At 65.3% G+C, this 12,744-nt stretch carries 11 protein-coding genes; 2 read left to right on the forward strand and 9 right to left on the reverse strand.

Features of this window, described 5'->3' with window-relative positions; all coding sequences use genetic code 11:
* Positions 1 to 867: 867 nt before the first annotated feature.
* The 7 genes from MOX02_RS17815 to MOX02_RS31345 form a co-directional block, all read right to left on the reverse strand.
* Complete coding sequence (locus MOX02_RS17815; protein ID WP_244948444.1) at positions 868 to 2,367, reverse strand: phospholipase D-like domain-containing protein; 1,500 nt, start codon at positions 2,365 to 2,367, stop codon at positions 868 to 870.
* Between the two features lie 320 nt (positions 2,368 to 2,687).
* The gene (locus tag MOX02_RS17820) at positions 2,688 to 3,428 is read right to left on the reverse strand and encodes a PRC-barrel domain-containing protein (protein ID WP_170267913.1); all 741 of its coding nucleotides are present in this window, start codon (positions 3,426 to 3,428) and stop codon (positions 2,688 to 2,690) included.
* 526 nt (positions 3,429 to 3,954) lie between these two features.
* The gene (locus MOX02_RS17825) at positions 3,955 to 4,188 is read right to left on the reverse strand and encodes a hypothetical protein (RefSeq protein WP_147027140.1); all 234 of its coding nucleotides are present in this window, start codon (positions 4,186 to 4,188) and stop codon (positions 3,955 to 3,957) included.
* A 149-nt stretch (positions 4,189 to 4,337) separates the two neighbouring features.
* A complete protein-coding gene (locus tag MOX02_RS17830) occupies positions 4,338 to 4,556 on the reverse strand; it encodes a hypothetical protein (protein WP_147027141.1) in 219 nt (72 codons plus the stop codon).
* 363 nt (positions 4,557 to 4,919) lie between these two features.
* The gene (locus tag MOX02_RS17835) at positions 4,920 to 5,282 is read right to left on the reverse strand and encodes a hypothetical protein (protein ID WP_147027142.1); all 363 of its coding nucleotides are present in this window, start codon (positions 5,280 to 5,282) and stop codon (positions 4,920 to 4,922) included.
* A gap of 112 nt (positions 5,283 to 5,394) precedes the next feature.
* The gene (locus MOX02_RS17840) at positions 5,395 to 5,694 is read right to left on the reverse strand and encodes a hypothetical protein (protein ID WP_210250393.1); all 300 of its coding nucleotides are present in this window, start codon (positions 5,692 to 5,694) and stop codon (positions 5,395 to 5,397) included.
* Positions 5,695 to 6,543: 849 nt separating this feature from the next.
* On the reverse strand, positions 6,544 to 6,690 hold the full coding sequence (locus MOX02_RS31345; RefSeq protein ID WP_170267914.1) for a hypothetical protein: 147 nt from the start codon (positions 6,688 to 6,690) through the stop codon (positions 6,544 to 6,546).
* Between the two features lie 459 nt (positions 6,691 to 7,149).
* Here MOX02_RS31345 and MOX02_RS17850 point away from each other — a divergent pair, with 459 nt between their 5' ends.
* A complete protein-coding gene (locus tag MOX02_RS17850; RefSeq protein WP_170267915.1) occupies positions 7,150 to 8,493 on the forward strand; it encodes a PRC-barrel domain-containing protein in 1,344 nt (447 codons plus the stop codon).
* Between the two features lie 244 nt (positions 8,494 to 8,737).
* On the opposite strand, the gene MOX02_RS17855 is transcribed toward MOX02_RS17850, so the two are convergent.
* Complete coding sequence (locus MOX02_RS17855) at positions 8,738 to 9,394, reverse strand: response regulator (protein ID WP_147027146.1); 657 nt, start codon at positions 9,392 to 9,394, stop codon at positions 8,738 to 8,740.
* Entirely contained in the window at positions 9,391 to 11,451 is a 2,061-nt protein-coding gene (locus MOX02_RS17860; RefSeq protein WP_238179558.1) for an ATP-binding protein, read from the reverse strand. Before MOX02_RS17860 ends, MOX02_RS17855 begins: the two co-directional genes overlap by 4 nt.
* A gap of 334 nt (positions 11,452 to 11,785) precedes the next feature.
* Between MOX02_RS17860 and MOX02_RS17865 the strand changes: the two genes are divergently transcribed.
* Positions 11,786 to 12,697 (forward strand): Crp/Fnr family transcriptional regulator, encoded by a 912-nt coding sequence (locus tag MOX02_RS17865; protein ID WP_170267916.1) that lies wholly within the window; start codon positions 11,786 to 11,788, stop codon positions 12,695 to 12,697.
* Positions 12,698 to 12,744 lie beyond the last annotated feature (47 nt).

Here is a 12,744-nt window from a genome sequence, read left to right on the forward strand (position 1 = left end):
TCGTGGCAACGCAATCGCGTCGGCTGCCGTTATCGGTGACCCGCTTCGAAGTTGGGGCGGATGAGCCCACTCGGGGGTGGCGCATAACACCGAGAGCCGGCGGCCCTTTTTCCGAATTGGGGGCGCGGCCGGCCCCTTTTCGTGCACTCGTGCGGCGAAAGCCGCCATACGCTGTCATCGCAGAAGCGCTACGTGCGCAAAATATGACTTCATCATCGTCGCGCACCGGCCAGCCACCATTGCCCACGCTGATCAAGTGCTGAGTTTCGGAGGAGGCGAGATCCATTCGCCGCCAGCACAGCTCGCCCTGGTGCATCCGACATCTGGTGCTCCACGGTCGAAGCGACGAAGGAGATAAGAGCAGCCGATCTGGTGGCTCCGAGAGTGGCTGCTCCGAGCTCAACCTCTGATTAGGTGCTCCGCGCCGTGCCTGACTGCCCTTGTGCGCGGCCGCAGATCCCCTCACACTGCCGAGGCCGGCAAGGTGATCCTTTCCCCGGACGCTGGCCTCGCCGGTCGGACAAAACTTGCGGGGGTGGCCGGCGCGACCAGCCACCCTCGTCCTCTCCAATCCACACAGCCGTCCGCAAGCCATCGCAGCTCGCGAACGTGGCCTGGATCTCAGGTCACCAACCCGGCGACGAGGCTTGCCAGCCCCATGAGGCCCGCCAAACCCACGGCCGCGATTTTGGCAACCTGCGCCATGCCTGTGCTGCGGTTGTCGTTGCAGGGTCTGGGCAGTTCGCTCGGCCAGCGGAGCCACTTGCGCGAACGCGCCGGCATGACCTCGACTGGCCCCAGTGGCAGACTGTCAGACTGATGGCGGCACGACATGGCACTTCCCTGGCCGGCAACATCCCGAACAACTTAGGCCTTCACATCCGCGCCGCGGAAGCTCCTGCGGAGTGCCCTCTGGCTGGCAGATGCGAACTTTGCAAGCTGGTTCACGATCGGCTCCGGTCGGTCCGGGTCAAGGATCCCATGCGCTGCGATGACCTCTTCCGCCGTGTTGAGCAGCGTCGGCTTAAGTGGGACGAGCGTTCGTCCGTTCGCAATACGTAGGCGGTCGATCGCCCGGACGAGGGAGTCCTCTTCCAGCTCCACTCGCGCGAACTCGTCCTTCGCCACGTTTAGGTGCTCAGCCAGAAGGCGATGCCGGATCGAGCAGATCGCAACCCGAAGCGCCTCGCGCTCGGTTTGGTCGTGAGGGTCCACAGCGAGATCGCATTCGGTGTCGAGCCCCATGGAGCGGTTGTTCATGTTCGCGGAGCCGATCTTCAGAAATTGATCGTCGACGATCATGATTTTGGCGTGAACGTAGATTGGTGTACCGCCCGCCGCGACCGGGTAGCAGATCCGGAAGTGGTGCCCACCGTTGATGCCACTCAGGCGTTCGATGATTCGGGCTCGGGCTGATCCCATCACCTCGTCCTCTAGCCAGCCCTCCGTGGATAGGGGGTTGATCACGATCACTTCCGGGCCGCTCGTCTCACCGAGCCGATTCGCTAGGGCTTCGGCGATACGGTGTGACGCCAAGTATTGGCTCTCCACATAGATGAAACGGTGCGCCCTTGAGATCGCGGCGAGGGTCAGCGCCTCGATCTCGCGCACCGCCGGTTGGCCGTCGCGTTTCGGCTGAGTGCGGGCGATGCCGACGTTCACATCATGGAAGGTGGCCTGCAGAGTTTTGGGCCAGATCGTGTGCCGTTCTTGAAGGGGCGGCAACCTCTCGCCCGTCGCGCTCTCCCAGCGCTCTCGGGCAAGTTCAGCTAAGGATCGCGCCGCCTCGCCGTCCACCGCTGCCGTTGCATCATGCCATGGTGGCTGCGCGAATCCCCAAGGGCTGGCGCGGCGCAGGTCGTCGTCACGGTGTTCGGGCGTATCCCAGCGGCCGACTGTGAGGTCGATGCCACCGCAGAAGGCGAGGGCATCGTCGATCACGGCAATCTTCTGGTGATGGCATGCGCCGGCTGGATGCACGCTGTCGAGCCGCAGGTGGACACGCTTGTTGGTCATCCAGTTGAGTATGAACAGAGGGGTCGCGCCGCGCCCGAGCGCTTTCAGAACGCCAAGGTCCCACTTGAGCACGTGTACCTGCAAGTCCGGGCGACGCTGTACGAGCGTGCTGATGAACGAACCGAGCTTGTCTGGCCACCCATCCGGCTCGCCTTCAGGATCGAGCCGTACACGGGTGTCGAAATCCCATCCGATCAGCATGACCCGCTCACGAGCGAGCGTCATGGCCGCCTTGAGCTGGGCAAAGTAGTCGGCGGCGTCCACGATCAGGGCAAAGCGATCAGCATGGGCTCTGCGCCAGCACGTCCGCACCGGTTGAAGAAGGCTCTCTGTGGACGTCTGCTTTATCACCGCTTCTCATGCCTGCTGCAGGCCCTGCGCCGAGCCTGGCTAGATCTGTCCTGGAACAATACTTTTACGGTGCCTCCTTCCGGAGGTGGCGACGCCGAAGATCACCGGCCTGCCACGTCCGGCACGCCTCAGGCGATTTATAAGACCTTCATCACGCTACTCGCAGCGACCTGGGAGACAGTGAGGAGCCGGCGCAGGCAAACTGCGCCCACATTCGGCCCCGTTGCAATCATCAGTCTGCAGCGGGTGTGAAGTGGGTATGACGATGCGGCACGCGAGCGCCGGTGTTCGAAGTCACGGCGAGGCGGCAGCACGGATGTTCACAGAGCGGCATCGTTGAAGCGATGAGGATCGACCTTCAGTCCGGCCGCGTCCGCTTGGCGGTCAGTGACAAAGGGTAAGCCGTAGTAGCTCATGCCTGGATCCCATGGCCCCTGGGTTCCGAGGAACGGGAAGGCCATTGTCTGCCCACCCGAAGCCGCGTGGCGGCTCACGAGCACAGCGCTCAGCCGACCATCCAGCGTAAAGATGGCATCGGTCACAATCCCGTAGCCATAGCCGGTCCGTAACCGAGCGTAGTCGCCGAGGATCTCGCTGAGACGGAATTCGCGCGGCAGAGTGTCGACACTCTCGCTTCCAGGGAAGAGCCCGAAGCGATGAGGATCTCGGCTCGGCGGATCAACCACAAGGCCGGACCTGTAGGGCGTCAGGTCAATGTTCTTCCAGGGAATGCGGTAGACGGCCTGAGGCAAATACACCGGCCCGCTGCTCTCAACGACCAATGCCGCCGCTCGTCCGTTTGCATCGACAATGATGTCGCGCACCGTCCCGATCTGCTGGTCGGCATGTCGATCCGTAACCGGCTGCCCGAGGAGCAGCCGCGCCCGCCACCCTCTATAGAACAGATCCGGTTCGAGCGGTTTGGCTTGAGTATCCGCCCCCTGCCTGGTCACCAGTGGGTTCGCGGCTCCGGGCTGGTCCTGCGCCAGTCCAGCGCAAACAGAAAAGCCATACAGCCCGAGAGCGGATGTCACGACTTTGGCTAGCTCTTGAAAACGCATCCGAACACCTCGCTGGGCGGGCTGCAGAAAGCCCGAGAACGCATGAAATCCAAAGCGGAGATCTCTGGAGGCGTTCCGCCAGATCTGGCCAAAGTTGGTCCACTGGTGAACATAAGGCCTGTTCATCGGCGAAGGTGGCCGCGTCAGCGGCTCGCGCCGTGCCCTCCCGAACGAATCCAGGGGCCGACCGCTGCCCGAGCACTCTGCGTCCTATCGAAGCTGCGCCGCTTGCGTTTGCCATCCCAGATCATGACCGCCTGGCGACGTACCCGCACATTCCCGGCGAGGTCCTACTTGCCCACCACACAGGGAAGAGCCACTGCCTGGCCTCATACCCAACCGTTGGATCGCGGGGCTGCAAATCAACACCGAGCGCTGGGCCGAGCTGCAACGGCATGAACCAGATCGGGCGGCCGACACCACGCAAGATCCGACCGGAGCAGCGCGGCTTCGACAATCAGCAACCACCACCTGCACGCGAGCGCGCTGATCGAGCGTCCACGGCACAGCCGGACGGAGAGCGTGATCAAATCGAGGTCGCGTCGCGACGGTCGCCCAGCAGGCGCCGACCGGACGCAATCACCTGGATCGTCTGACGTTCCAAGCCGGCCTGCCGAGCCGTACGCTCGTAGATCCTCAGACGATGAATCAGGCCTGTATCCGGCTCGGAGCCACGATTCAGGCAATCGCACACAGCCTGGGTGACGATGTCGCGCAAGCGGTTGGCACTGACATCGCGAAGCGCTGCATCGCTGCTCATGAACCCACTCCTCGCATCAGCCGGCCGCCGCAGAGGCCGCACGGCAGCCGGACGAGTTGACTGGCCGGCGACGGTCTCGACGAAGTGGGCGCCCGGACCCCCTCTCTCCCCCAACCGGTCGCTCAAAGCGTGAGCGTTGCACACTCGCCTCACGCCCCACTCGCGGAGGCACGCGCGTCCTGTTCCACCTCGTCGGCGGCCGGCCGACGCTCTTCATCGCCTGCATGCGACTCGTGGCATTCGGCAGCCTCGGCATCTAAGGCCACCAGAAACTCTCGCCACAGAGGACGGAGGTCGTAGGGGATCGCCTCGTCGAGCTTTGCTCGGAGCATCTGAACACGTGTTGCTCGCTCGTTCTGCGTCTGCATAGCGAGATGTATTCCCATGTTGTGCGCGGGCCGGTCCGTCCAGGGCCTGCCGCGGAGATCCCACGCTCCACTCGGTTTGTCCGATTAATGCCGCTGAAGATCGGCTTGTCGTTGGCGGACTGGGAAAGCTTTGGAGGAACTGAACTCGGTCCGCCAGTCCCATAGTCTTGAACGGACTGTACTGGACGATGCGACAGGCGATAGTACCGCCCGGACAGTCTTGTTGGCTATGCTGTCCGGTCCGCGAGCGGACCGGATTTCGCGTGCACTGTCAGCATCCGATCCGGGTGACGCCGGGCGTGAGGCGCACAGTTGCGCTGTGGGCCAAGCCGGCTCTGGTTCCCTGAGCCTCAGCTGGGTGAACTACTTCTCCCGCACGGCTCCCTTCTGGGCCTTGCCTGCAGGCGTCTCCCGGGCGGAGCCGGTCACCAAGTCTCCATCGGCATAGGTCAGCATGCCCTCCGAGCTGATCACCAGCTTGTCGCTGCCCTGGGCCATGCGGCCGTAGCCCGCTGGTCCGCTACGCGTACGCAGCCCGCAGCTGTCCGGACACTCGACCTGGAAGGCGTCTCCGGCAGCGATCTTGTGGTCGCTCTGCTTCTCGCCGCGGTCGACCGTCAGAACCTGCTCCTGCTTGGATTGATTGGCGACGGTCACGGCCCACGCCGGACCGGCGGCCAGCACGAAGGCGCCGACGAGAGGGGCGATGCGCTTGAGGTTTTTCATCATATTCCTCCACTTCCTGTGGTGATGGGATGGGCCGAGCCGGGATGTTCTCCCGGCGGGTGGGGGCGGCAGCGCACGTCTCAGACCTCGAGCTTCCGTGTATCCGCAACCTCTACCAGCTGTAGTAGAGGCGCGGTCCGCCCCAGAAGAAGCCGACGGGCGTGTAACCGTAGCCGTAGGTCCGGATCACGCGACGGGGCGTGTAGATGGGGGCGTACCCGACATCGTAGCCATACCCGTAGGCGGGGTAGGCATAGCCGTATCGGTCGTACGGATAGCCGTAACCGTACGCCGGGCTCGCATAGGCGTTCGAAGCCGCTCCGATCAGGGCTGCAGCCGCAATGCCGCCGATCACGCTGGCAGCGATGGCGCCGCCTCGGCCTCGGGCCTCCGCCCCGCTTGAGGCCAGCATACCAAGAGCCACCAGCGCTGCCGCCGAGAGTGTAGAAGTCCTTCTCATGGCCCATCTCCATTCCAGATTTAGAGCATTTCAGTTCTCTCGAATTTCGAGCGATGACTAAACAGCTACGCGCGATGGCGTCGCGAAATGCCCTGAGCTCACTTATCCAAGATTGATGTTAAAGTACTTCTATTTGCTTCGTCTGTGCTGCTCATAGCACAGGTTTTGGCGCCCTGTTGCACAACCGACGCGTCACACATCGCAGCCGTAGCGATCTCAGACTGGTACGCACATACAGGCTGGGCGACGGCGTCCTCGGCAGGAAGGCTGCTATGTCGCGCAAAACCACCGAAGTCATGCAGCGAGAACGTCACACTGAAGTACTGCACCTACTCTGAGCCGCCGAGGCTGGAAGAAGCTGGTCTTGGTCCGTTGCCGCAGAGGTTCAGCGACCGCCACTGCCCTGCGGCACCCTGCGTGCGGGCTGGGCCGCGTTGCCAGCTGCGGCCGAATCCGTCTGGATCGTGGATGCGCCCGTTGGTCCTGGCGCGATCGCCAAGTTCCGGTCGTTGCCTGTCGTGCCGGTGGTCGGCGCAACCACCGGCCCCGAGGGCCTCGGAACGTCGGGTCTAGCAGGCATCTGCGCGCTGGCTGCGCCTGCAAAGCTCAGTGCGGCCAAGGTCGCGATGGAGAACGGTGTCAAACGCATGAAAATCTCCCGATCAAAGAAGCTTTGGTCCGGCGCTCACACATCGCGATGCCTTGCGCCGGCTTCCTGGCGTCGAATGACTCCACCGCTCCATTTGCCTTAGGAAAAGGGCGAAGCAGTCAGCCGGACCACAGAGGCGATAACGATTCGGATTACTTCATCGCTTTCTCAGCATTCCCGACATGCGTCATGCAGCCCTGCTCGTCCTTTTTCGCAGCCTTCTCAGCGGCGATCTTCAACTCAGCTCTCGCCATCGCGGATTTGCCCGCGTCCTGGTTGGCTGGCATCGCCGCTTCCACCCTCTTCATCTCGCTCGCGCAATCTTTGCCGGCTGCTTGCGCGGGGGCGACAAGGCCAGTCAGAGCGCCGGCCACTAGCACGGAAGCTACAATATTCCGCATTTCTAAGATCTCCATTCAAGTTGCTGGAAGTGATGGACGAACGGAGTGCTCGTATCCGTGTTCCAGCGCCAGTGTTCGGTTTCTGCAAAGACGGCTCGCTAGTGTACCAAGTTCGCGATAGCCTTCGGTGCGGGAGCTGAGACATTCGAGCAACCTGACTCCGACACTGGCGGGCGCAGCCTCTTTCCTGCACCGCCGCTCGGCCCCCGTCCGGAACACAGGAAGTCAGTACAGCGCCGGACACTCTCCAGAACCATGCCTCGCCTCGCAGCTTGGTCGACCGGACGCGCGGACTTCCCGCGCTGAACGTAGCCAACATGGAGAAGACGCATGACAAGCCCTAGCCTCTCTGCAGTGATGACCGCCCTCGCTCTCACGGTCAGTCCTGGCGCGGTGCTCGCGCAAACGACCTCGCCCGCGCCGGGCGCCTCCCAAGCCGACCTCTGCCGCGACCTCGTGACGTTCCTGGAACGGCGCGGCGACGCAAAGCCCGCCTCGCCGGTTTCGGTCGACCAAGCCAAAACCTACCAGCGTGACAACAACATTGTGGCCTGCCGGGACGGTGCCGTACGCATCCAGCAGGCCGGCATCACGTTGCCCGCCGCCCTTCTTGCGGTCGTCAAGGTTCCGAGCACAGCGCAACGCACGGCGGAGGGTGCCGACATCCTGGTTCAGCCGGGCACGCCGAGTGTGACGGTGCAGCAGCAGAGGCCCGAGATCACGGTGCGTCAGCCGCAGCCGGTCGTGACGGTGACCATCCCGCAGCCCGAGATCACGCTCCGCATGCCGCAGCCGGACGTGAACGTCGCGCGCGGTCAACCGCAGGTTCAGGTCGCCCAGGCAGCCCAACCTCAGGTGCAGGTGCAGCGGTCCGACCAGCAACCCGTGATCCACTACGAGAGCGCCGAGCCCAAGGTCGTCGTCAACCGGGCGCAGGGTCAGCCGCAGGTCCGGGTGGAGGCGTTGACGCAGGGCCAGACGGGCACGGGCGCGTCGCAGCGGCAGGTGCGGCAGGTCTCCGCCTCCGAGTTGACCGATATGGACGTCATGAACGGGCGTGGGCAGCAGGTCGGCGACGTCGAGCGCCTCGTGCGTGGCGAGGACAAGAAGCTCTATGCCGTGGTGGGACATGGCGGCCTGTTCGGCCTGGGCGAGAAGGAGATCGTGCTCCCGATCGACCATTTCCTGATGCACGACGGACGGCTGATGATCGTCGGACTCACGGATGAGCAGATCAAGGCATTGCCTGGCTACGACGCGAAGTCCGGCAAGTACACCGAAGTCGAGGCGTCCGCGCTGGCACCTCTGACAGTTGCGGCCGTGCCGCCCGCACCGAACGTCAACGCGGCCGACGTCACGGGCACGACCGGGAATCCTGCGACGCGAAGCTTCCAGGTCTCGAACCTGCTCCGGAAGGACATCTACAACACTCAGGGGCAGCAGCTCGGCGATATCGAGCGCGTCCTCGTGGGCACGGACGACAAGATGTACGTCGTCATCGGCCATGGCGGGTTCCTGGGGCTGGGTGAGAAGCAGATCCTGCTGCCGTTCGACCGGATCAAGGTGCGAGACGGCCGGTTGACCGTGTCCGGGCTGACGGACGAGCAGATCAAGGCTATTCCCGAGTTCGACCGGAACGCCCGCGGCTACCGCGACGCAGATCAGAACCGGCAGGCCGAGTTCTCGGTGTACCGCGGCTGAACCCTGTAGCGGCTGCTGGGCCTGAGGGTCCGGCGGCCGCTTGATGGATAGCCAGCTGGGGGGCAGGCGAAAAGCGCTTCCGCGAAGGGCCGGTTCAGGTCATTGCATGACGGCGCCGATGTGCGGTCGGCGGCGCTCCGCCCTCTCAGTTCGCTCTCTGGCATTTCCTGCCAAGGGACGAGACCGTCCGGGTGCCAGACGTGCCCCAGTGAAGAACATGGATGGTAGCTCGACGGCTCATGACTTAACGGCGCGCGAGTTCTTCCAACCAACCATGTGAGGCGCCGTGGCGGACGATGTCCGCACGGGTGCGCAGGCCAAGCTTCTCCGCCGCGCGCGCTTTGTGGGTCTCGGCCGTCTTCACACTGACGCCCAGGCGCGCCGCGATCTCCTTGTTGCTGAAGCCCTGGGCGGTGAGCCGCAGCACCTCCTCCTCGCGGGGGCTCAGCGCCTCCTCGGCACCGGGCTCGGCCGCCGGTCGGCTCGCGCTCGGCAGCGCCTTGTCGGCGACGGCTGGGTCCAGGTATATCCCGCCCTCCGCGACCGCTCGCACGGCCCGCAGGAGATCCTCGGCCGCCGACCGCTTGAGCAGATAGCCCCTCGCCCCCGTTTGCAGCAGCGGCTGAACGTAGGCCCGGTCCTCATGGACAGTAAGGGCCAGTAGCCGAACTTGAGGACAGCGCTCGGCGAGGTGGCGCGCCAAATCTATGCCGTTGAGGTCTGGCATCGAGATGTCGATGACCGCGACGTCGGGCGAGGCTCGACAGATCGTATCGAGCGCTGCCGTCCCAGTGGTCGCCTCGCCGACGAGGGCGATGTCGGGCGCGGCCTGAAGCAGGGCCTTGATGCCCGCCAGCACAATGGGATGATCGTCGGCAACCGCGACGCGGATCGGGTTCACGGCTCTGCTCCTTCAGAGGGCAACGGAATCTCCGCGAACAGGGTCGTGCCCGATCCCAATGCCGATTCGACCGCCAGCGTGCCCCCGAGCAGAGCGAGGCGCTCGCGGATACCAGACAGGCCGAGGCGGCGCCCGATCTTGCCGTCAGCGGCGGGGTCATGGATTGTGGATCCGTTGACCGCTTCCGGATCGAAGCCCACGCCGTCGTCCTCCACGATCACGCGCAGCCCATCGGCTCGGCGATCCAGCACAAGGCTGACGCTGCGGGCCCCGGCATGCTTCAGGATGTTGGTAAGGGCCTCTTGGACGATGCGGTAGGCGGCTGTCTCCACATTCGCAGGCAGCCGGGCCTCACTGCCCAGCACCTGGAAGTCCAAATCGATGCCGTGGCGTTGACGCCACTCCCCTGCGTAGGCGGCGAGCGCCTTGTGCAGCCCGAGATCGTCGAGTGCGGTCGGCCGGAGGTCGAGGGCCGCGCGGTGGATGTCGCGCCCGATCTCCGCGGCGAGAGCCTGCAGCCAGCGCACCTGGTTCACCGCAGCCGGTTCAGACGCCCCGCTCCCGAGCCGCGTCTCGAGGCTTTTCAGCCCCAGCGAGAGCCCCGTGACGGTCTGACCGACCTGGTCGTGAAGTTCGCGCGCGATCCGGCGCTGCTCGTTCTCCTGAGCATCCGAGAGCCGCCGCAACAGGTCAGTCCGTTCGGCCTCGGCGCGCTTGCGCGGCTCGACGTCTGCGATCACGCCGTAGATCACACTCGGTCGGTCGCTGTCGTGGAAGCATGGGGCGCGGCCGGTCGTCCGCAGCCATCGTGCGCTGCCGTCCGGCCGGACGGAGCGGAACTCGATGTCGAGCTGCGCATCCTCCGCCACGCAGAGCCGCAGCGCCTGCTCCAGTCGCTCCCGGTCTTCCGGGTGTACCGCCTCAAGGAAGGTTGCAAATGACCACTGCGCCTCGCTCTCCTCCATCGGCGCGCGTGGAAAGCCGAGGAGTGCCCGGGTCCGCTCCGACCCGGTCACCTGATGCAGCGCGAGGTTCCAGCGAACCGTGCCGAGCTCCGCAGCCTCCACGGCCAGTGCTCCCCGCTCTTCGCTCACCCGTAGCGCCAGCATCATTCGCGTCTCCTCGTCGCGCCGCCGCTGTGCGATGTCGCGCGCCGTCAGCGCCGCCAATCCGGCCGCGAGCGCGAGGCTCACCAAGCCGCCGGCCACCAGCACGTAGAACGACCGGGACACGGGTGCGTTCAGCGCCTCGCTCGGCACGCCGAAATGCACCGACCAGCCGCTCGTGTCGGGCAGAGTCCGGTAGACCGTCTCCACGTCGCTGCCCTCCAGCGTCGCGCCGGTGTAGAAGCCTTCCGGGGCACGAGCGATGGCCGCGCGCAAGGCCGGACTGGCGGGCCGACCCAGCTCGGACGCCTCGGCAGAGGTGCGTGCGATGATGTTTCCCCGCTTGTCGACGATCTCGCCCACCCATCCGGCCGGGGCACCGGCATCCCTCAGGATCGAGCTGACCGCATTGGTCGCGAGCGCGACGGTGAGGATGAAGCGGAGCTGCCCATCGCGGATGACGGGGACGCGCAACGTGACGAGCCGTTTACCTGAGAGGGCTCCGACCGGTCCGATGCCGCCGACAATCGCTCGTCTGAGCCGGAGGACCTCGTCGAAACTGTCGCGGTCGGCCGTAGGCCCAAGCGCGGCGCCCAATGGGCGCAGCAGGTTCACGACCTGATTGCCGGAGTCGTCCGCCAGCTCGACCGTCTCCCAGAGGGGACGGCTGGCCTTGAGGCGCCTCGCCTCCTCGTAGAACAGTTCTAGGCGTGAGCTGTCGAGAGCCGGCGAGGCGGCCAGCACATCCAGGATCTGCAATTGCGCAGCCAGATCCGCTGCGACCCGGTCTGCCACGCGCGCGGCACTCTCCAGGGCCACGTGCCGCGCGGCGGCGCGGCCCTGTTCCGCCGTGACGTAGGCGACCCAGCCGCTGAAGAGGAGGATTGGGATAGCCGCCGCGAGGGCCAGCGAGATCAGCAGGCGGGCGCCCGGATGGGATTCGCGCTTCACACCACTGGCTCCGGGTCTGTTCGCCTCCTCGGTACAGACAAGTCGGACGGCCTCGTAGTTGCGGCGTTCAGCAAGGCGCCTGCTCGGGCGACGGCCCCGCCTAAGACAACCGCCGGCCACACCGCATCATGCACATCTCCGATGAGAGAATGACATGGGTCAGGCCAATAGGCTTGTCGGGTTTGGCCCACGTCTTCGTCAGGTTTTTCCTGACACGCCTGCCGTCGGGCCTGACTGGGATCGCGACATCGCCTGCCCGAGGATGATGCAAGCGTCACATTCCCAAACAACTTCGGCTGGGCTTGACCGGCCGCTCTGAGCCAGGATGCGAACGATGATCGATGCACAGTGCGCCGAGTCCGCCTGGGGCAAGGCAGCAACGGCCTTTTCACGGACATCACGGACGAACACCAGACCTCCACGACTGCCGAACGGCCTGAGCGAAGGGGCGGAATCCCGCAATACGCTGCTCGCGGCTTTGCCAGAGCAGGACTTCGCCGCTCTTCGCCCCGCTTTGGAGCCGGTAGTCCTACGGCGGCGACAGGTGCTACACGAGCGCCATGTTCCGGTCGCGCACGTCTACTTCATCGAGCGCGGGACCGCAGCTCTGTTGTGCCGTGCCGCCGGCCGGGAGAGCGCGGAAGTGGGCGCGCTCGGGCGCGGCGACCTTGCCGGCGTGTCCGCGGTGCTCGGGACCGCGCGCGCGCCGTACCGCTGCGTTGTACAGGTTCCGGGCGAGGCCCTGCGCATTGCAGCCGAGGATCTCCGGCGTGTGATGGTCGGCAGGCCGGCTCTGCGCTCGCTCCTGCTGGCGCACGTTCAAACGAGATTGGTCGAGAGCGCGCAGCTCATGCTGTGCAACACACACCACAGCCTGGACGAGCGCCTGGCCCGCTCCCTCCTGCGTGCGCTTGATGATCTCGACGGCGACGAGATCCCGCTAACCCACCGCGCGCTGAGCCAATCGCTGAGCGTTCGCCGCGCCGGCGTGACGACCGCGCTGGGCGAGATGGAAGCGGCCGGCTTAATCCAGCGCGGCCGTGGTCGCCTCACGGTGCTCGACCGCGGCGGTCTCGAGCGGGTCGCGTGCGAGTGTCATCGGATCATCCGGACTGAACGCCGGCGCCTGGTCTGCGAGACGGTCGCGGATCAGGACGGTATGTGGTGCGTCGGAACGGGCTTGCCCGCAAACTCACCGCGAACATCTGCGCCACGTCCGGGCATTGCCCACTGGCCGGTCATGTAAGGGATACGTGACCACCTCGACATGGGGTGACGCATGTCCGCCGTGCG

It is taken from the genome of Methylobacterium oxalidis, assembly GCF_007992195.1.
GTDB classification, from domain to species: Bacteria; Pseudomonadota; Alphaproteobacteria; order Rhizobiales; family Beijerinckiaceae; genus Methylobacterium; species Methylobacterium oxalidis.